Genomic DNA, 19326 nt, shown 5'->3' with positions numbered 1-19326 from the left:
GCCGCGTATCGGTGTCAGTGGTAGTAATACGCCGGCGTCGGCACCGCATCCGTCCTGGCCACCCGCTCCGCCTCCAGGTCGACCTGATGATCCCACCAGATATTCCAGCCAACCCGCTGGTCTGCCACCATCTCCGGATGCTCATCCAACAGCTTGCCGAAGAACGCATCAAACTCAGATACATATTCGTTTACTTTCATACCGCCTCCTGACGTTTCGGTTACACTCCTGACCCATGTTTAATCACGATGACGAAGCGGCCAAGCCGCGCTTTCGCCCGGTGCCGTGGACCGCACTGGAAACGCCGCAGGACGTGGAGCTGTGGATCGCCGAGCACGACCTCGCGCTGAAGGAACACGTCGGCAAGCAGGAAACCGGTTACGGCGTGTGTTTCAGCCTGGCCGAAGGCGGCGAGATTTACATGCAGACCACCGAGGGCGCCGTTATCCTCGATGTTACTCCTGAAGCCGATTGGGTGGAGCCCTTGCTGTGCGCCATCGCCGGCTGCGAACCGCCCCAAGGCAGCCTCTGGACCCTGCCCGAGGACAAGCTGGTGCAGCTCATCCTTGGCATGTCCGTGCTGATTGCCAGCACCACCCTCGTAGTAGGTCATCATTTCGGCCGCCGCCGTTCTTACTGAAGGATTCCTGATGCGCAAACCCTTGATCGCCCTCCTGCTGGCCGCCGCCGCGCTGCAGGCCAATGCCGCTGACCTGCTGCAAACCGTCAAGGCGCGCGGCACGCTGAAAGTGGCGATGGAAGGCGTCTACCCGCCCTTCAATTTCAAGGAAAAGAATGGCGAGCTGGCAGGTTACGACGTCGACGTGGCGCGCCTGGTCGCCGGCAAACTGGGGCTGAAACCGGAATTTGTCACCACCGAGTGGGCGTCGATCCTGGCCGGCCTGGCCAGCAAGAAATACGATGTGATCATCTCGCAGGTCGGCATCAATCCCAAACGCGAGCAGGCCTTCGATTTCAGTACGCCCTACATCTATTCCTCGCCGATGCTGATCGTGCGCAAGGATGACAAGAACAACTGGACCGCGCTCGAGCAGCTGAAAGGCAAGCGCGTCGGCGCAGGGCAGGGCAGCGTGTACGAGATGCAGCTGAAGGCGGTGCCCGGCATCGACGTCAAAGGCTACCCGGCAGCGCCGGAAAACCTGACCGACCTGGCCCTGGGCCGCATCGACGCCGCCCTCAACGACAGCCTGATGACGGCCTACCTGTTGAAAACCACCAAGCTGCCGATCAAGGCCGGCGCCCGCGTCGGCGCCATCGAACGCATGGGCATTCCCTTCCAGAAGGGCAATCCCGAATTCAAGGCTGCGCTCAACAAGGTGCTGGCCGATGCCGCCGCCGACGGCAGCCTGAAGGCCATTTCCATGAAATGGTTCGGCACCGACGTCAGCAAGGCGCCGTAAGCATGGAGTGGCTGGAGCTGCTGCAGGAAGCCGCGCCCGTGATGCTGAAGGGTGCCGGCTACACCCTGGTGTTCGCGGTAGCGGCGATGGTGGGCGGTCTGGTGCTTGGCTTCCCCACCGCCGTGATGCGCATCCTGCCCTGGAAAGTGCTGCGCTGGCCGGCCAATGTGTACGTCAGCCTGATGCGCGGCACCCCGCTGCTGGTGCAGATGTTTGTCATCTATTACGGCCTGCCATCGGTCGGCATCGAATTCACGCCGGTGACCGCCGGCATCCTGGCGCTGAGCCTGAACGCCGGCGCCTACCTGTCGGAAAGCCTGCGCGGCGCCATCCTCTCAATCCATAAGGGCCAGTGGTCGGCCAGCTACAGCCTGGGGCTGGGCTATAGCCAGACCTTGCGCCATGTGATCATGCCGCAGGCCCTGCGTATTGCCGTGCCATCGATGAGCAACACCTTGATCAGCCTGATCAAGGATACTTCGCTGGTGTCGGTGATTACCATGACCGAACTGATGCTCTCCACCAAGGAAGTGATTGCCACCACCTTCCGTCCCTTGCCGCTCTACCTCGCGGCAGCCGTGATTTACTGGATTCTCAGCCTGGCATTCGAGCAATTACAACGCTTTGCCGAGCAACGCCTGAACCGCGCGCACCGGCAAAGTTAGCTGCTCGACATTGTCACAAGGTCATGCTAGGCTGGAACCCATATGGATAAAGACCAGCATGCCAGGCAGGCGGAGCAGGTGACCGCCATACGGCCCGCCGTCCCTGGACTGGCTGGGCTCGATGCACTGTTGCCTGGCGAAGCCGTGCTGGCAGCCATGGGCGGCACCCCGGCCGCCGCCTACAGCGGCCTGCAGCGCGCCACCGGCGGGCTGCAACTGGCCAACGACCAGGACTACTTCAACGACCTCTACCTCCTGGCCCCAGTCGGCTATTTCGTCCTCGCCAGCGACACCACCATCCTGCAAATGAACCTGGTCGGCGCCGACCTGCTCGGCCTGCCGCGCCAGAATCCCGACGGTATCCCGTTCCGCAACTATGTCGCGCAGCGCTTCGTGGCGGATTTCGACGCCTTCGTCAGTAACAGCCTGGCCAGCGAAGAGCCGCAGCGCCTGTCGCTGCAAATGACCCGTGGGCGCGGCGACCGCGGCTTTGCCGTCACGCTGCTGGGCGGCGGCATGCCGGGCATGTCGCAATTGCGCGTGGTGCTGGAGATGGCCGAGGGCAAGCTGGCAGCGCTGGAAAAGAGCGAGGAACGCTTCCGCCGCATCGTGCACAGCGCCGAAGAGGGCATCTGGGAAATCGACGCCGCGGCGCGCACCAGCTTCGTCAATCCCAAGATGGCCGCCATGCTCGGCTACACGATCGAGGAAATGCTCGAGCAGCCGCTGGTCAACTTCATGGATGATGAAGGGCGCGCCCTGCTGGAGCGCAATATCGCGCGCCGCCAGCAAGGCATGGCCGAGCGCCACGAATTCAAATTCCTGCGCCGCGATGGCAGCGATATGTGGGCCACGCTGGCTACCAACCCGATCTTCGATTCCGACGGCAGCTATCTCGGCGCGCTGGCGCTGGTCAGCGACATCACCGAGCGCAAGCTGTCGACCGAGCTGATCTGGCACCAGGCCAATTACGATTCGCTGACGGCCCTGCCGAACCGCAATATGTTCCAGGACCGGCTTTCGCAGGAAATGAAGAAAGCCCGGCGCGACGGGCTGTTCCTGGCGCTGCTGTTCATCGATCTCGACCAGTTCAAGGAAATCAACGACCGCCTCGGCCATGAAATGGGCGACGCCCTGCTGGTGGAAGCGGCAAGGCGCATTGGCGCCTGCGTGCGCGCCTCCGACACGCTGGCGCGGCTGGGCGGCGACGAATTCGTCGTGATCCTGCCCGGCCTTGACCATGTCACCAGCGCCGAGCGCGTCGCCCAGCAAATCATAGCCAGCCTGAACCGGCCCTTCCTCCTGGGCGACAGTTCCGGATCGGTATCGGCCAGCATTGGCATCGCCCTGCATCCCTCGGACGCCAACGACCCCGAGCAATTGCTGCGCAACGCCGACCAGGCCATGTATGCCGCCAAGAACGCCGGCCGCAACCGCTACAGCTACTTCACGCCGGACATGCAGGCGGCCGCCCAGCTGCGACTGCGCATCACGCGCGATTTGCAGATGGCCGTCGCCAACGAACAGTTCGAACTGCACTACCAGCCCATCGTCAACCTGCACAGCGGCATCATCGAACGCGCCGAAGCGCTGCTGCGCTGGCGCCACCCGGAGCGTGGCATGCTGAACCCGGTCGACTTCATCGGCAGTGCCGAAGCCAGTGGCGTCATCCTGGAAATTGGCGACTGGGTATTCCGCAACGCCGCCGACCAGGCCAAGCGCTGGCAGGGGGAACTGGGGCGGCCATTCCAGATCAGCGTCAACCAGTCACCGGTACAATTCCGCACCGGCCCCGAGTGCTTCGAAAAATGGATGCGCTACGTCGACCAGCTGCACCTGGCGCCGCGCAGCATCGTGATCGAGATTACCGAGCGCCTGCTGCTGGACGACAGCGCTCCCGTGGTCGAGCGCTTGCGCCAGTTCAAGTCGATGGGCTTGCAGGTCGCGCTCGACGATTTCGGCACCGGCCACTCCGTGCTGTCGCACCTGAAGAACTTCGACATCGACTACCTGAAGATCGACCGCAGTTTCGTGATGGACCTGGCTGGCGATTCCGGCGACCTCGCGCTATGCGAAGGCATTATCGTGATGGCCCACAAGCTGGGCCTGAAGGTAGTCGCCGAAGGCGTCGAAACCGAAGCCCAGCTCAACCTCCTGAAAGCCGCCGGCTGCGACTACGCCCAAGGCTTCGTCTACGCCCGCCCCATGCCCCCGGCCCAAATGACCGCCATGGCCCGCGGCCCCGCCCAATTGGCTTCGTGAATAAAAGTCGGGGTCAGCTCCGGCAATCAGACATTTTGCGATAGGCTTTCACTGCGCGGCCGACCGTTCGCGACGAAACGTCGCAGAAACCGGCGATCTCGGCCATCGTGTAATTATTTGAAAGGTAAGCTTGCGCCATCGCTGCATGCCGGTCCGGACAAAGGAGGAAGTAGTCTGCCAGCGGCGGTACAAGTGCACGTCGCTGCGTGCGCTTGATTTCCAGCAGGTTGCCGCGGGTTTCGCCGTGGGCGGCCTGCTCGCAAAACTCGTCGCTGCCCAGGAATAGCTGGTTGCGCACGGCTCGGAAAGGACTCTCCTGTCCAATTCCCGCCAGGACAAAATCTTCGAATGCACGAATGGCATCCGCGCGATTATTGCTGAACTGGGCGAGGACGGTATTGCGCTCGAGCCACGCAGGCGCATCGACTGTGCCGATTAACGCACCATAGCTGCTCCAGAGCCAGTGGCCCGGATGCTTCACCAGCCCAGCACGCACCGGGTTCAACACGGTGTAGCGAGACAGTTCCCTCAGGTATGCGCTCTCCTGGCAAAGTATGGCGTGGTAGCGCCCCTGGAAAACGTGCCCAGCCAATTGATGCTGCCGGTTGAAGTACTGGGAGTAGTTGCCGTTCAGGTAGCGCATGCCGCGAGATAACTTGCCTTGCCGGGTTTTCACAACGAGATGATAGTGATTTCCCATTTGGCAGTACGCAAGCACGGTAAAGTTGAAGCGCTCGCAAGTTTCTGCGAGCAGTGCGAGCCAGGTCAGGCGATCGCTATCGGTGCGAAAGATGGTTGAGCGCCTGTCGCCACGCGACGTCACGTGGTAACAGGCATTGTCGTGCTCGATTCGCAAAGGTCGGTTCATGGACCAAGCTTAGGTCCAGGCAGCGAAGCAAGGTTTGCGTCCGCGCAAGAAATGTCTGATTGCCGGAGCTGACCCCGACTTTTAACTTAGTCGTAACAGGGAGACGACGCGGTCGCGGTTGATGCCGACCAGGGCGGAGGTGAGGGAGACCAGGGCTGAGTAGCCGGGCTCGTGGGCGACATTGGCGAACACTTCGGCCATCTGGCCCATGCCGGCCACTTCGATCTCCGGCAGTTCGCTTTGCACGCGCTGGGCGGCGGCGGCCAGTTCCTGGCGGACCTTGGACAACGCGGCTTCGACGTGGGCCAGCGCCTGCGTCACTTGCTGCAGCGTGGCACGCATGGCTTCAAGGTCGCCGGTGCCCCAGCCTTCAGGCATCACCACCGGTGCTTCGGCATCGGCCTTGATGCGGTTGAGCTGGCCTGCCGGGAAGCGGATGCCCGAGCCTTGTACGGCCAGCGAATCGCGAATGGCGGGCCAGGCGCTTTCCGGTGCGGTGAACACCAGCTCGCCATCCTTGTTGAGCGACACGCGTACCCCGGCCGGCGCCATGGCCTGGTCGAAGCGGGAAACAATCTCGGCATCGGACAGGCTGGGCGCCAGATGCACCGAGCGCAGGCCGGCTGTGCCGCCGCCGACCGAGATGGCCAGCGTCTCGCGGGCGCCGTTGCGCAGGTTGGCCAGCGTCATGCCGCGTACGGTGAAGCGCTGGGTCGATGGCTGGTTGGAGTAGTTCAGTTGTGCGTCAAGCGTGCCGCCGGAGGCTTGCGTGCGTGCGCGCCAGGTTTCGCTGAACTGGCGCACGCGCTGTTCCACCTGGCCGTCGCGCATGGTGCGCGTGGCCAGCTTGGCGGCGATGTCGCTTTTCAGCGCGCGCAGCTGGGCGGCGCTTTGTTCGAGGAAATCAATCGCTTGCTGGGCGCCCGATACATCATTCTGCAGCGGCGCGTCCATATTGCTCAAGCCGCGGCGCAGGGGCGCTGGCGCCTTGCTCGGCGCCGCCTGGTCGATCGCCGCGGCCGCATCTGCCAGCGGCGCCTCGGCCTGGCCTGCCGCCGGATTGGCGGTGGCGCGGGCGGAGAGGCCGGTAGTACTGGAGCGCTGGGCGATTTCCATGATGTTTACAGTACGTTAAACAGCGACAGGCCGCTGACCTTCGAATAGGCCTGGTAGGTCGCTTGTAAGGCGCTATTGTAACCAGACAGCTGGGTGGCCGCGAGGCCGTAATCCAATTGTGCGATATCGGTGATCGCGATCTTGTTCGACAGGCTGACGTTGCCGTGGTTGTTGGCCAGGGTTTCCATGACGTTCTGCGCGCCGCCGAATTGGGCAATCTTGCTGGAAACCTGGTTCAGCGCGGTGTCGGTGCCATCCAGCGCGGTTTTCAACACGGCTTGCAGGGCCGGGTCGCTGGCGCTGACGGTTGGGCTGCCGAGCATGCTGATCGCCTGGTCCAGCTGGTTCAGGTAAGTGTCGATGCCTTGCACGGTGACATTGGCGGGCTGGGTGATGCCATTGCCCACCACCACTTCCTGGGTGCCGTTATTGCCGGTATAGCTGTAGCGCGCGCCCAGTGGCTGGGTCGCGTCGTACGACAGGGCGGCGGTCGAGGTCAGCGTGCCGGAGAAAATGAACTTGCCTTCCTGGTCTTTGGTATTGCCATTGAAGTACAGCGAGTCGCGCAGCGCCACCAGGCTGTTGACCATGGAGTTCAGGTCGGCCGGCGTGTTCGAGCCGTCCGAAGCCCAGACGAACAGGTCGCGCGCCGCGCCCATGTCGTCGACCATCGAGCCGAGGTAGGTTTCGTTCTTGGACAGGCGGATTTTTACCGCGCTGATGTTGTCGACGTATTGGCTGACGATGTTCTCTTCGCGGCGCAGGCGCGACAAGCGGACATTGGCGATCGGCTCGTCGGACGGCACCTGGATCTTGTTGCCAGTGGCCATTTGCTCGGTCAGCTTGGAGATCACCGATTGGTTGATCTGCAGCGAGCGGTTCATGGATGCCTGGAACTGGCTGGAAGCGATACGCATTTCGAATTCCTCAGAACAGCGCCAAGGTGGCGTCAAACAGGGTGTTGGCAACGGCGATCACTTTCATGTTCGCCTGGTACATATTCTGGAACTCGACCAGGTTGATGGCTTCTTCGTCTTTATTGACCGAGCTGGTCGCGGCCCAATCGTCTTCCGATTGCTGGCGGATGGTGTTGGCGGTGTCCAGCAGCGACTGGTTCTGGCCGCTATCGATGCCGAGCTTGCCCACCAATTGGGTGTCGGCGTCGCCGATCAGTACCGTGCCGACCGAAGCCAGGGTAATGGGCTGGCCCTTGATGGCGATCAGGTCTTGCAGGTTCTTGCTGTCGCCAGGCGCGCCATTGGACGAGAATGCCAGGTCCTGGGCCTGGATGCCCGGGACCAGTCCCAGGATGCCGCCGGCGCCGGTGGCGTTGAAGGCAAACAGGGCGCTGCCGGGCGTGGCGGTGATCGGCGGGCCCGGCAGGCCGTCCGGTTTGTAGCCCAGCGCCATGGTGTTATTCACCTTAGTCGCCAGCTGGTTGGCCATGTCGAGCAGCGACTGCTGCAGCGGCTGCAGGGTGTTCTTTTCGAAGTCGCCAATACCGCCGAGCTGGCCACCGACCTTGGTGTCGTCCAGGCCGAAGGTGGTGCCGGCAAATTTCAGCTCGAGCGTGGCGGGCGTGGTCGATGGATTCATCGACATGCTGCCGGCCAGGTTGCCCACCACCAGCGGCTGGCCGCTGCGCAGGGAAACGCTGCGGGTGCCGTCCGGCTGTTCCAGCACTTCCACCGATACCAGGTTGGCCAGCGAATCGATGGCGCGGTCGCGCTCGTCGACCAGGGCCGAGGTGTTGGTGCCGAGCGAACCGGCCTGGGTGATGCGGTTGTTCAGGGCTGCAATATTGGCGCTCAGGGTATTTAGCTGCGGCAGCATGGCGTCGCGCTGCTGCGTGATCGACACTTGCTGCTGGCGCGTGACGTTGTAAATGCTGTTGAACGATTGCGCCATGGCGTTGGCAGCCGTCAGCACCTGCTGGCGCAGCGGGGTCGATACCGGGTCGACGCCGGCCGCATTCAGGGCGCGGAAGAACTGGTCGACGCCATTCGACAGGCTGGTCTTTTCGTCGCCCATCACCCGTTCGAGCTGGGTGAAGTAGGGCTGGGACTGGGTGCGCGAACCGAGTTCGGAATTGGCGCGCCACAATTGCTGGCTCTTGTAGGAGTCGGAGAAGCGGATCAGCTTGCTCACTTCAACGCCGAAACCGGGACCGCCGGAACCGGACGCAGGGGCAACTGCCGACAGCAGCACGCCCTGGCGGGTATAACCCTTCGTTTGCAAGTTGGCAATGTTCTGGCTGGTCGTATTGATGGCGGCCTGGGCAGCCAACGATCCCGACAGTGCATTGTTGATAATCGACATGGTGCTTTCTTCCCTTAGGCTGGGCCGTTGCTCAATGGCATCTTTGCCCCGTTAACGAGTAAAGGCGACCGCGCCGGTGGGGAGATTAAGCGTCGGTCGGATTTTTCTTGGGTAAAACTGAAATTTCTTGCGGGGAAGCTGATGCGGCCGGGGTGGCCGGCAGCAGCTGGCGCAGGATGGCGTCGGCAACGCCGAAGGCGCGGCGCCCGGCCAGCTGGTCGGCCACCATATTGTCGGCCATGTCGAGCATGTCGCTGTTGATCGAGTCCTTATAGATGCTGTCGTCGTCGGCCATGGCCTTGGTGGCGTCACGCATCTTGTGCAGCGTCTGGGCGATAAAGAAGCTCTCGAACTTGACGGCGGCGTTGGTTGCCTTGTCGCGGTAGTGCGCTTCCTCGGTCTGCGGGGCAGGGGCGGGCTGGCCGATTTTCGGTTGTTCGGGCTGCCCGAGGTCCAGCTTGCGCACCGGCAGGGGGAGGAAGCGGCTGTCCATCAGATCACCACCAGTTCGCCTTCGATGGCGCCGGCCTGGTCGAGGGCTTGCAAGATTGCCATGATGTCGTCCGGCGTTGCGCCCAGGCTGTTGACCACGTCGATGATGGCTTGCAGCTTGGCGCCGGCTGGCCATTTGAACATTTGCGGCTTGGCTTCGTTCACCGCCACGTTCGATTGCGGCGTGACGGCCGTCTGGCCCTGGCTGAACGGCGCCGGCTGGCTCACTTTCGAGCTTTCCGAAATAACAACCTTGAGCGAACCATGGGTGACGGCGGCGGCTTTTACGCGCAGGCCGTCGGCAATCACCACGGTGCCGGTGCGCGAATTGAACACCACTTTCGGCACGTCCTGGCCGACTTCGATCGGCAGCGCTTCCAGCTTGGCCAGGAAGGCGACGCGCTGGGTTGGGTTCTCCGGCGCCAGCACGTCGATGCCGGTGCCGTCGGCCGTGCTGGCAACGTCGCCGAACTTGCGGTTGATGGCTTCCACGATATTGGTGGCGGTTTCGAAGTTCGGCTGCTTCAGCGACAGGTGGACCAGCGGTTTGGTGGCGAAGTCGGTGGCGATTTCGCGTTCGATCATGGCGCCGTTCGGGATGCGGCCGGCGGTCGGGGTGTTGACGGTGACCGAGGAGCCGCTCTTGCCGGAGGCCGCCAGGCCGCCCACCACCACATTGCCCTGGGCCAGCGCGTAGACTTCATTGTCGGCTGCTTTCAGGGGCGTCAGCAGCAGCGAGCCGCCGCGCAGGCTTTTCGCGTCGCCCAGCGAGGAAACCGTGACGTCGATCGGCTGGCCGCGGCGGTAGCCCGGCGGGAAGACGGCGGACACCATCACGGCGGCCACGTTCTTGGACTTGGCGTCGGCGCCGTCCGGCATTTTCACGCCGAATTGCTTGAGCATATTGACCACCGACTGGCTGGCGAACTTGACCTGGGTCGAGTCGCCCGAGCCATTCAGGCCGACCACCAGGCCGTAGCCGACCAGCGGATTGTCGCGCACGCCTTCAATGGCAACCAGGTTGCGCAGCTGGGGCGCGGCCGAGGCCGGAATCGCGATCGCCAGCAATAATGCTGCAAAGACTTTGAACATTCGCGTCACCTCAGAAAGGCATCAAAGGGCCAAGGAAGAAGCGCGTCAGCCAGCCCGGACGGTTGGTATCGGCCAGCGTGCCCTGGGCGCCGTAGGCAATACGCGCGTTGGCGATGCGCTGCGACGACACCATATTGTTGGCATCGATATCGGCCGCGCGCAGGAAGCCGCGCAGGCGCACGAATTCTTCGCCCTGGTTCAGGGTCAGCACTTTTTCGCCGGCCACTTTCAGCAAGCCGTTCGGCATCACTTCCTGCACGATCACCGTAATCGCCCCGCTCAGGGCATTTTGCTGGGTGCTCTGGGCATCGCCCTTGAAGCCGCGCTCCGCCGAGATATCGACGCCGGCTTTCGGGAACGTCTTGCCGAGCAGGCCAGGCGCGGCGATGCCGACGCTGGAATCCTTGGCCAGGGTGGTGCCGGCACTCTTCGATGCCTGCGTCGTTTCCTGCAGGATCACGGTGACGATATCGCCGACGCGGAAGGCGCGGCTGTCCGACACCAGCGAGATGCTGCTGTCCGGATTAAAGACGCCGCCCGAACTGCCGCGCGGCGGCGCGGAACGGGTCAGGGCGGGCGCCTCGTCGTGGGGCGCCGGGCGTACGGTCGGCTCCAGGCTGGAGCAACCAGCCAGCAGGAGCAGGGCCAGCGCGGGCAGGGCGGATTTCATCAGCGTGCAGCCTGTGCCAGGTACTGCAGCATATTATCCGCCGCTGTCAAAACTTTGGTGTTCATTTCGTAGGTGCGCTGGGCAGCGATCATGTCCACCATCTCTTCCACCACCTGCACATTGGAGCCTTCCAGCGCGCCCTGCTTGAGCTTGCCGAACTGGGCGTCGCCCGCGCGGCCTTCGGTCGGGGCGCCGGAGGCCGGGGTTTCGGCGAACAGGTTTTCGCCCAGCGCTTGCAGGCCGGTCGGGTTGATGAAGGAGGTCAGGGTCAGCTGGCCCAGTTCGGTCGGCGTGGTATTGCCCGGCACGGTGGCCGAGACGGTGCCGTTTTCGCCGATGGTGATGGCGGTGGCGTTGGCCGGCACGGTGATTTGCGGCACCAGCGGCAGGCCGGAAGCATTCACCAGTACCCCGTCCTTGTCCACTTGCAGCTGGCCGGCGCGGGTGTAGGCCGGTTCGCCGTTCGGGCGGCGCACCTGCAGGAAACCATTACCCATCACGGCCACGTCGAGCGCGTTATTGGTGGTTTGCACATTGCCATTGGTGAAGATCTTCTGGGTGCCGACCAGGTGGGTACCGTTACCCATCTGTACGCCGGACGGGTTCAGGGTGTTGTTGTCGGCCCGCTGGGCGCCCGGCTGCTGGTCGATCGAGTAGAACAGGTCTTCGAACACCACGCGGTCGCGCTTGAAGCCGACGGTATTGGCGTTGGCCAGGTTGTTGGCGATGGCTTGCAGCTTGGCGTCTTGCGCCTGCACGCCGGTCTTGCTGATCCACATTGCTGGATTCATCGGGATTCTCCTGTTAGCCGCTAATCAGTTTATTGCCCACCGAAGTCATGTCGTCGGCGGCCTTGAACAATTTCATCTGGATTTCGAAGGTGCGATTCAGGCTCATGGTGGCCACCATTTCTTCCACGGCCGTGACATTGGCGCCTTCCAGGTGGCCGGCCTTCACTTGCACGGCCGGGTCGGTGGCCAACAGCTGGCCGTCGCGCGCCACCAGCAAGCCCGCTTCATTCTTGGTCAGCTCGGACGCTTCGGCGCGCACCAGCTTGAGCTTGTCGATCACCTGCATTTCGGCATTGGCGGTCGGGCCCAGGATGGAGACGGTGCCGTCCTGGCCGATTTCCACCTTGCGGTGGATCGGCAGGGTGATCGGGCCGCCTTCACCCAGCAGCTGCATGCCGTTGACCGTCAAGGTGCCGTCGGCGTCGAGCGTGATGGCGCCGGCGCGGGTGTAGCCTTCGCCGCCCGGGCCCTGCACGGCAAAGTAGCCGGGGCCGGAAATGGCGACGTCCAGGTCGCGGCCGGTCTGGCGCAGTGCGCCCTGGCGGTCGGTCACGGCATTCGACTGCATCTGCGACATGTGGCGGTCGTCGTAGCCGTAGCCGGGCAGCTTGGCAGCCTGCGCCAGCTCGAGGTTGGCGCGGAAGCCGTTGGTGTCGAGGTTGGCGAGGTTGTTGGCGTGCACCTGCTGGCCACGCATGGCCCGCTCGGCGCCGCTCATCGCGGTGTAGATCAGCGCGTCCATTCGGTTTGCCTTTACAGTGCCTGCATCAGCGACTGCAGCATCTCGTTCTCCGCGGTGATGACCTTGGAGTTGGCCTGGTAGTTGCGCTGCGACGTCATCAGGCTGACCAGCTCCGACGTCACGTCGACGTTGGAGGTTTCCAGCGAGGCGACGGTCAGTGCGCCGGCGATGCCTTGTCCGGCTTCGGACAGGTTGGCGTTACCGGACTGGACGTTCGCGGTCCAGGACGTATCGTTGACCGGGTTCAGTGCATCTTCGTCCGGGAAGGTGGCAATTGCCAGGCGGGCAATCGCTTGCTTTTCGCCGTTGGAATATTTGGCCACCACATTGCCCGCCTGGTCCAGTTCCACGCCCACGTAGCTGCCGGCTGCATAGCCGTCGGCGGAATTGGTCGAGGTGGTCGACTCGCCTTTCTGGAACGTGGTGCCGGTATAGTCGATCTCGACGGTCATGGCAGCGGCCGGGGCTGCGGCGAAGCTCAGGTTGTGGGCGTAGGACGCGCCGCCATTGGCCGTCAGGTCGAGCTGGCCATTGGTGTCGAAGGTCAGGGTGTAGGGGGAACCGCCGGCGGCGCCCAGGTCGGTACCGTCCACTGCCGAATACACCTTGACGGTGCGCGCGGCAACGTCTTTCACGAAATACTGGGTCACCGTGTGTTCATTGCCGAGCGAGTCGTGCACCACGGTTACCTTGGACATGTTGTACATGTTCGCGTCCGGCACCACCGGCGGCACGGCTGCGGCATTCGGCAGCTTGGTGGTGATATTGCCGGTCGGTACGGTCCAGTCGGCCGACATATTGGCGACGAAATCGATATTGGTGGTGGCCTTGGCGGTCAGCAGGTTGGTCGGTACCTTGATGTCGCCCATCGGGCCGGCCACCAGGCTTGGCGGGGTCAGCTGGAAGCCCTGTACTTTGCCGCCGGCACTGTTGACCAGGAAGTCGGTGGCGTCCTTGGTGAAGATGCCGACGCGGGTGTAGTTGGTCTGGCCGGTGGAATCCTTGGCCACGAAGAAGCCGCGGCCATTGATCAGCGCATCGAGGCCGCGGTTGGTGGCCTGGATGCCGCCGTTCTGGCCGATCGACTGGGTGGTCGAACCGACGTGCACCCCGGTCGGCTGGGTACCCGCGTGCAGCGAGGCGAAGTTGGCGCGGCTGGACTTGAAACCGTAGGTCCCGGCGTTGGCGATATTGTTGGAAATCGTACCCAGTTGCTCATTGATGGCCTGGATGCCGGACAAAGCGATATCGAAACTCATGGCGAGGACCTTTCGTTAAATAGCGGTAGTCGGGGTTTTGCCCCGGAATGCGGTAATGGCGGAAGGCGACACTTCGCCCACGGTATCAATCTTGACGGTAACGCTACCGGCGGCGCCGACCTGAACGCTGTCGAGGCGGCCCAGCACGGCCAGCGGCGCGTTCGGGTTGCTCTCGCTGGCGATGCGCATCGAATAGCTGCCTGCGGGCAGGCCGAGCGCGACCGGGTCGATGCTGAACTGGTGGGTGCCTGCCGGCAGGGTGCCCATCACGATCTCGTATTGCTGGCCGTTGCTGCCGGTCAGGACCAGGCTGGTCTTGGCCGAGCTGCTGCCCAGGGTCGCTTCGCCCACCACCTTGTGGCCGTCGAGCGTAACCTGGCTGGACTGCACCATCACGTCGGAGCCGACCTGGGCGCCCATCGCCAGCACCTGCATCGACTGCAGCACGGAAGCGTTGGCGGTGGTCAGGCTGGCCAGGTTCTGCAGCGCTTCAGTCTGCGACAGCTGGGTCAACTGCTGAACGAACTGGGACGGGTCTTGCGGCGACAGCGGGTCCTGGTTCTTGATCTGGGCCACCAGCAGCTTGGTGAACATGTCGCGCCCTTCGTTGGAGGCGCCGTTCAGCGCCACGCCGGTCGGGTTGCTGCCCTGGGCAGCCGCGTTAGTGAACAGGTTGGTTTCCATCAGGACTCACCGAGTTTGAGCAGGGAAGCCTGCATGCCGCGGATGCGGCCCAGCACTTCCACATTGGTTTCAAAAGCGCGCGACGCCGACATCATGTCGGTCATCTCGGCCACCTGGTTGACATTCGGGTAGAACACCATGCCGTCGGCATTGGCCAGCGGATTGCCCGGCTCATAGACCTTGCGTAGCGGCTCGGACGACTCGACCACGTCCAGCACCTGCACCCGGCCGCCGGCGGCGGCGTCTAGGTTGTCGTCCATGACGGTGGCGAATACCGGCTTGCGGGCGCGGTAGGTCTCGGCTTCGCTGCCGGCTACGGAGTCGGCATTGGCCAGGTTGGAGGCGACGGTATTCAGGCGCACTGTCTGCGCCGCCATCGCCGATCCGGCAATTTGCGCAATATCTTTAAAGCTCATGGGAAATCCCTTTATTGACCGTTGATGGCTTTGGCAAGGCCACGCAATTTCATGTTAATGAAGGTCAAACTGGTTGCGAAGTCAGTTGCATTTTGCGAGAAAGCTGCTTGCTCCACGCCAATCTCGACGGTGTTGCCGTCGCCGCTCGGGTGGTAGGGCACGCGGAACTTGGTTTCGCCGTCTCCGTCGAGGATTGGCTCGCCGGAGAGCTCCGCTTCGACGCGCGCCAGCGACTCCTTGAAGTCGATATCCTGTGCTGAGTAGCCCGGCGTATTCTCGTTGGCGATGTTCGATGCCAGGATGCGCGTACGTTGCGCACGCAGCTGCAATGCATCCGCATGCAAACCTACCGCGTCCTTGAAATTAATGGCCATTGTTACTCTCCTCTGGTAATGTCCCAGCGAATTTACATACTAAAGGTATTGCCCATGTCCAACAATCCCATTGTACAGGTTTTCGGTGGATTATTGCTTTTGGGAATTTTAAATTTCCATGTTGCAACTGCTTCAACAATGGAAGAACTGCTAAGCAAAGTGAAACTAGCTGCAGAAAATCAATTGAAAAATAATGCAGAAAGTCAACGCTGGCTGGAGCCGAAGTTCGATGTCGAAGTCGTAAGGATCAATCGCGTGATCCCGGACTGTCCCTCTGAAGCGCGGGTCGAGAGCCTGGACCGGCGCGGCATTGCGCGCATGCGCTTCGTGGTGATTTGCCCAAGCTTGCAAGGTTGGCGTTATGAGTTCATTGCCAAGGGCAAGGTGTCGGCAAACGTTGCTGTTGCAGCCACCGATTTAATTTCCGGAAAAATTCTGTCGCCTTTAGACTTGTTGCGGGAGCGCCACGATATCACCTTGATTCCTGATGCTTTTTCCGACTTCGCCGAGCTGGAAGGGATGGCTGCGCGGCGTACCATCCGCGCCGGTGATGTGATCCGGGCCAATATGTTGGCAGCACCACAACTGGTCAGGCGCGGCGACCAGGTGCGCATCGTCGCCAGGCGCGAGCAGATCGAAGTGTCGATGGCGGGGGAAGCGCTGGACAATGGCACGCGCGGCGCCACCATCCGCGTAAAAAACAGCAGCGGCACCCTGATCCGGGCGCGCGTTATTGATGCTGGGACTGTTGAGCCTGCTGACTTGCCCTGATGCTGGCCGCCACCCGGCCCAGCTTGTCGGCATAGTCCGGATCGGTGGCGTAGCCGCCCGCCTGCAGCGCTTGCGCAAAGGCTTGCGCATCGCTGCCGGTGTGGAGGGCGCGGCGGTAGCGCGGATTGTCGAGCAGCATGCCGGCGTAATCCTCGAAGGAGCCGGCCATATCGCCGTAGCCGCGGAAACGCTCGTTGCGGGTTTGCGCCACGCCATCTTCCACTTCCATCGTCGCCAGCGCCTGCACCGCGCCTTGCCAGTTGCCGCCGGCCTTGATGCCGAACATATTGTTGCCTGGAGCGTGTCGGCCCCAGCCTGATTCCAATGCCGCGTGGGCGGCCACCAGTTCCGGCGCCACGCCAAGGCGGGCGGCAGCGGCTTCCGCATGGGGGCGAATCGCTTCCAGGAAGGCGTGCTGGGCTGCGTTGGGTACGCTGGCTTCGCCGCCCGCCTCGCCGTCCACGGCGCGCGCGGCAAGGCGGGCGCGCAAGGCAGCGCCGTCGGCAGTGAGCGCGCTGCCGGCGCCCGATGCGCCGGCCGGCGGGGTGTCGGCAGCGGAGATGTAGCGTGCGACTTCGGCGTGGACCTGGCGGAAAGTGGCGCTGCCGGCGCCAGCCGCGCCGGCCATGCCCGCATTCGCGGCCAGGGCAGGGGTGAACGGCGCCGGCAGCACGGGGCGCGTGGCGCTCATATTGCTCACGGTGGCCGCAGTGGCCCGGGTCGGCGCTGTGGCGGCTGTAAAGGCCCGGAAAGGCGTAAATTCAGACCGGCTCATAAGTTTGATCGTCGCCATGCAGCACGCGCTGCATGATGGTGTATTGTTCCGCCAGCAGGTCGGCATTGCGGCGGCCCATTTCGCGCGCCGTCTGCACCATGCCTTCCAATTGCGCCCAGTCGGCTTCGAGGCGCGCACGCGCTTCGGGCTTGAGCAAGGTAAATACTTGTTCCATGGACGGCTGGGAGCCGACCAGGCGGGTCGCCAGATCGACCCGCTGGGCACGCCGCGCTTCCAGCACATCGACCAAGGCCGCGATTTCTTTCGCGATGTCTCCCAGCCGTTCGCTCTGGTGGCGGATCGCCGCTTCAAACTGCTGGGCAATCAGGTCCAGCATCTGCTGGTAACTTTGCAAGTCCGCCTGGATGCCGTCGAGCAGCATCTTCATGGCGTCTTGCCTGGACAGCTCTTTCACTGTTCGCCCCGGTGGAACTTCTGGATCAGGCCGGCCAGCTTGCCGGCATCAAAGGGCAGCTCGCCCTTGGCCAGGGCGTCGCGCAACTGGGCGACGCGCTCGTGGTCGATGTCGCCCATCTCTTGCATGGCTTTCATGGCAGGCTGCAACACAGCCGACTCCAGCTCGCGCTGGGCTGCCGGGGCGGCGCTTGCGTGCGCCGCTGCGGCCGGCGCGCTGTCGGCCACGCTCTGTACCGGGGCGCCTGGGGTGGAACCGGAAATCCTCATACGGTTTCCTCTTGACTTAACATTAATTGCCATTGCTCTTCCCCTTGCCAGGCAGCAGTTGTTGTCTTAATTGCTGCAACAGGCCGGGTTCGGGCAAATCCGATTCCCGGATGATAGCAGTCTTGCTGCTTGGCATGCCAAACATATCGGCAATGGCTTTCGCCTGCGTAGTGGTCAGGATCAGCAATTCGATGCGGCGGTTGACACCAGCATCGGCCCGTTTGGCATCGAGCGGCGCACGGTCCGCCATGCCCACCACCTGCAGCACGCTGTCCTGCGGCATGCTGCCGGCCAGCAGCTGCGAGCGCGCCGCCATGGCGCGGTTGCTGGACAGGTTCCAGTTGGAGAAAGCCTTGTAGCTGGTGTCGGCGTATTGCGAAGAGTCGGTGTGGCCAACGATCAGCATCTGGTTTTCCATCTTCGCAAACAGCGGGCCCATGCTCTGCAGCAGGCGCGCGAACTTGTCGGTCGGGATCGCCGCGCCGCGCACGAACATGCCCTGGCTGTCGGTATCGTGCAACATCACGCGCAAGCCGTATGGCGTGATCACTGATTCAAGGTTGCTGGCCAGGCCAGTTTCCTCGCTCATTTTGGTGAGCGTCCTGGCCAGCAGCTTGAGGTCTTCCGGCGACTCGTAGCGCACCCGGTTTTCCGCAGTATTGGTGGGGCTCTTGTTGAAGCCCTGGGTGGCATTGCCGTCGACATCGGTATTGCCGGTGCGCGGCATCGGGAAGCGTTCGATCAGGCTGCCGCGCGGGCCGCCCACCTGTTCCGGCATCACGCCCTTGCCGACGTCGGTCTTGCTGCCGTCGGCCTGGGTCAGCACGTGTTCCAGCGATTCCTGGTTGCGCACGGCCATCAGCCACAGCACCAGGAACAGGCACATCAGGGCCAGGCAGAAGTCCGCAAACGCAACCTTCCAGGCGCCGCCATGTTCATCGTGCTTGTGCTTGCCACCGCCGCGCTTGACGATGGTCTGCTCATGGTGCTTGTCATGCGGCTTTAGCACGGCCACCTCCCCGGCGCGAGTTGGTCTCCGGCTCGTCGCCGCCCTCCATCGCATTGATCCAGCCTTCCAGCTGGGCGAAGCTTGGCTTGATGTTCAGCTGCACCAGGCGGCGCCCGGCGTCGATCGCCAGTAGCGGCGGCTTGCCGGCGACATGGGTCACCAGCACCACTTTCACGCATTCCATGGTGGACGCTTCCTGGCTGACCAGCTGCTTGAGCATGTTCGAAATCGGGTCCAGCACGCCGTAGCAGAAGAAGATACCGATGAAAGTGCCGACCATGGCCGCGCCGACGTGCTCGGCAATCTCGGCCGACGTGGCGCCTTCGCCCACCGTGCCCATGGTGATCACGATGCCCAGCACCGCGGCCAGGATACCGAAGCCCGGCATGGCTTCGCCGATTTTGCCCAGCGACTTGGCCGGCTGGGTCAGTTCTTCATGGATGGCCTCCAGTTCCTGCTCCAGCACGCCTTCCAGTTCGTGGGCGTTGATCTTGCCCATCGCCATCAGGCGGAAGTTGTCGACGATGAAGGCCAGCAGCTTGGGTTCGTCCAGGATCAGCCGGTAGCGCTGGAACAGCGGCGATTCGCGCGGCGCCTCGACGTGCGCGTCCAGGGCCTTCAGGCCGCCGGCCGCCAGTTGCAGCAGTTCATACATCAGCAGCAGCAGCTGGCGCTGGAATTCCGAGTCGTACTTCTTGCGCGACATCAGGTGCTTGCACTGGGTCATGGTCTCGGCCAGCACGTGGCGCGGATTGCCGATGACGAAGGCGCCAATGCCGGCGCCGGCAATGACCAGCAGTTCCAGCGGCTGCCAGATCGCGGTGAAATGGCCGCCCATCATGGCGTAGCCGCCAAATACCGAGCCAAACACGATCATGATGCCGAATAGTTGCTGCATGGTTTATGCCTTTCGATA

24 protein-coding genes are annotated in these 19326 nt (G+C 63.1%); 5 read left to right on the top strand and 19 right to left on the bottom strand.

Going from position 1 to position 19326, the window contains the following annotated elements; genetic code table 11:
* Positions 1–14: 14 nt before the first annotated feature.
* Positions 15–200, bottom strand: coding sequence for a DUF3460 family protein (locus ASE26_RS22815; RefSeq protein WP_055924650.1), 186 nt, complete (start codon positions 198–200; stop codon positions 15–17).
* A 35-nt stretch (positions 201–235) separates the two neighbouring features.
* Between ASE26_RS22815 and ASE26_RS22810 the strand changes: the two genes are divergently transcribed.
* Genes ASE26_RS22810 through ASE26_RS22795 form a run of 4 tightly spaced genes read left to right on the top strand, consistent with a single transcriptional unit; the run spans position 236 to position 4348 of the window.
* Positions 236–640: a hypothetical protein gene (locus ASE26_RS22810; protein WP_057246993.1), complete on the top strand. Its 405-nt coding sequence runs from the start codon at positions 236–238 to the stop codon at positions 638–640.
* Positions 641–650: 10 nt separating this feature from the next.
* Positions 651–1421, top strand: coding sequence for a transporter substrate-binding domain-containing protein (locus ASE26_RS22805; RefSeq protein ID WP_055924641.1), 771 nt, complete (start codon positions 651–653; stop codon positions 1419–1421).
* A gap of 2 nt (positions 1422–1423) precedes the next feature.
* Positions 1424–2086 (top strand): amino acid ABC transporter permease, encoded by a 663-nt coding sequence (locus ASE26_RS22800; protein ID WP_057246992.1) that lies wholly within the window; start codon positions 1424–1426, stop codon positions 2084–2086.
* 42 nt (positions 2087–2128) lie between these two features.
* On the top strand, positions 2129–4348 hold the full coding sequence (locus ASE26_RS22795; protein WP_229207028.1) for a bifunctional diguanylate cyclase/phosphodiesterase: 2220 nt from the start codon (positions 2129–2131) through the stop codon (positions 4346–4348).
* Positions 4349–4361: 13 nt separating this feature from the next.
* On the opposite strand, the gene ASE26_RS22790 is transcribed toward ASE26_RS22795, so the two are convergent.
* The 13 genes from ASE26_RS22790 to flgB form a co-directional block, all read right to left on the bottom strand.
* A complete protein-coding gene (locus tag ASE26_RS22790) occupies positions 4362–5216 on the bottom strand; it encodes a transposase (protein WP_055924636.1) in 855 nt (284 codons plus the stop codon).
* A gap of 81 nt (positions 5217–5297) precedes the next feature.
* A complete protein-coding gene (locus tag ASE26_RS22785; protein WP_055924632.1) occupies positions 5298–6332 on the bottom strand; it encodes a hypothetical protein in 1035 nt (344 codons plus the stop codon).
* Positions 6333–6337: 5 nt separating this feature from the next.
* Complete coding sequence (flgL, locus tag ASE26_RS22780; protein WP_055924629.1) at positions 6338–7249, bottom strand: flagellar hook-associated protein FlgL; 912 nt, start codon at positions 7247–7249, stop codon at positions 6338–6340.
* A gap of 10 nt (positions 7250–7259) precedes the next feature.
* Complete coding sequence (gene flgK, locus ASE26_RS22775) at positions 7260–8651, bottom strand: flagellar hook-associated protein FlgK (protein ID WP_055924626.1); 1392 nt, start codon at positions 8649–8651, stop codon at positions 7260–7262.
* A gap of 85 nt (positions 8652–8736) precedes the next feature.
* Positions 8737–9144 carry a rod-binding protein gene (locus ASE26_RS22770; protein ID WP_082507063.1) on the bottom strand — a complete coding sequence of 136 codons (408 nt, stop codon included), beginning with the start codon at positions 9142–9144 and terminating at the stop codon, positions 8737–8739.
* Complete coding sequence (locus ASE26_RS22765) at positions 9144–10235, bottom strand: flagellar basal body P-ring protein FlgI (RefSeq protein WP_055924623.1); 1092 nt, start codon at positions 10233–10235, stop codon at positions 9144–9146. The genes ASE26_RS22770 and ASE26_RS22765 overlap by 1 nt, the downstream gene beginning before the upstream one ends.
* A 10-nt stretch (positions 10236–10245) precedes the next feature.
* Complete coding sequence (flgH, locus tag ASE26_RS22760) at positions 10246–10905, bottom strand: flagellar basal body L-ring protein FlgH (RefSeq protein ID WP_055924620.1); 660 nt, start codon at positions 10903–10905, stop codon at positions 10246–10248.
* Positions 10905–11696, bottom strand: a complete 792-nt coding sequence (gene flgG / locus ASE26_RS22755) for a flagellar basal-body rod protein FlgG (RefSeq protein WP_200953743.1) — start codon at positions 11694–11696, stop codon at positions 10905–10907. Before flgG ends, flgH begins: the two co-directional genes overlap by 1 nt.
* A 13-nt stretch (positions 11697–11709) precedes the next feature.
* Positions 11710–12438 (bottom strand): flagellar basal-body rod protein FlgF, encoded by a 729-nt coding sequence (flgF, locus tag ASE26_RS22750; RefSeq protein ID WP_055924618.1) that lies wholly within the window; start codon positions 12436–12438, stop codon positions 11710–11712.
* Positions 12439–12449: 11 nt separating this feature from the next.
* A complete protein-coding gene (locus ASE26_RS22745; protein ID WP_055924615.1) occupies positions 12450–13697 on the bottom strand; it encodes a flagellar hook protein FlgE in 1248 nt (415 codons plus the stop codon).
* Positions 13698–13712: 15 nt separating this feature from the next.
* Positions 13713–14381 carry a flagellar hook assembly protein FlgD gene (locus tag ASE26_RS22740; protein WP_055924611.1) on the bottom strand — a complete coding sequence of 223 codons (669 nt, stop codon included), beginning with the start codon at positions 14379–14381 and terminating at the stop codon, positions 13713–13715.
* Positions 14381–14797, bottom strand: a complete 417-nt coding sequence (flgC, locus tag ASE26_RS22735) for a flagellar basal body rod protein FlgC (RefSeq protein WP_055924610.1) — start codon at positions 14795–14797, stop codon at positions 14381–14383. The genes ASE26_RS22740 and flgC overlap by 1 nt, the downstream gene beginning before the upstream one ends.
* 11 nt (positions 14798–14808) lie before the next feature.
* Entirely contained in the window at positions 14809–15171 is a 363-nt protein-coding gene (gene flgB, locus ASE26_RS22730) for a flagellar basal body rod protein FlgB (protein WP_055924607.1), read from the bottom strand.
* A 54-nt stretch (positions 15172–15225) separates the two neighbouring features.
* Here flgB and flgA point away from each other — a divergent pair, with 54 nt between their 5' ends.
* Positions 15226–15942, top strand: coding sequence for a flagellar basal body P-ring formation chaperone FlgA (flgA, locus tag ASE26_RS22725; protein WP_229207027.1), 717 nt, complete (start codon positions 15226–15228; stop codon positions 15940–15942).
* On the opposite strand, the gene ASE26_RS22720 is transcribed toward flgA, so the two are convergent.
* From ASE26_RS22720 to motA, 5 genes are read right to left on the bottom strand one after another with little or no spacing between them, the layout of a single operon-like run.
* The gene (locus tag ASE26_RS22720; RefSeq protein ID WP_156409996.1) at positions 15902–16717 is read right to left on the bottom strand and encodes a glycoside hydrolase family 73 protein; all 816 of its coding nucleotides are present in this window, start codon (positions 16715–16717) and stop codon (positions 15902–15904) included. The genes flgA and ASE26_RS22720 overlap by 41 nt on opposite strands.
* Positions 16704–17105: a flagellar export chaperone FlgN gene (gene flgN, locus ASE26_RS22715; RefSeq protein ID WP_055924601.1), complete on the bottom strand. Its 402-nt coding sequence runs from the start codon at positions 17103–17105 to the stop codon at positions 16704–16706. Before flgN ends, ASE26_RS22720 begins: the two co-directional genes overlap by 14 nt.
* Positions 17106–17128: 23 nt before the next feature.
* Complete coding sequence (flgM, locus tag ASE26_RS22710) at positions 17129–17401, bottom strand: flagellar biosynthesis anti-sigma factor FlgM (RefSeq protein ID WP_055924597.1); 273 nt, start codon at positions 17399–17401, stop codon at positions 17129–17131.
* Between the two features lie 22 nt (positions 17402–17423).
* A complete protein-coding gene (locus ASE26_RS22705) occupies positions 17424–18410 on the bottom strand; it encodes a flagellar motor protein MotB (protein WP_055925292.1) in 987 nt (328 codons plus the stop codon).
* Positions 18394–19308: a flagellar motor stator protein MotA gene (gene motA, locus ASE26_RS22700; RefSeq protein WP_055924594.1), complete on the bottom strand. Its 915-nt coding sequence runs from the start codon at positions 19306–19308 to the stop codon at positions 18394–18396. The genes ASE26_RS22705 and motA overlap by 17 nt, the downstream gene beginning before the upstream one ends.
* Positions 19309–19326 lie beyond the last annotated feature (18 nt).

The sequence above is a fragment of the Duganella sp. Root198D2 genome (assembly GCF_001428585.1).
Classification (GTDB): domain Bacteria; phylum Pseudomonadota; class Gammaproteobacteria; order Burkholderiales; family Burkholderiaceae_D; genus Rugamonas.
The sequence above is the reverse complement of the archived record's forward strand: the minus strand, read 5'-3'. Positions and strand labels throughout refer to the sequence as shown.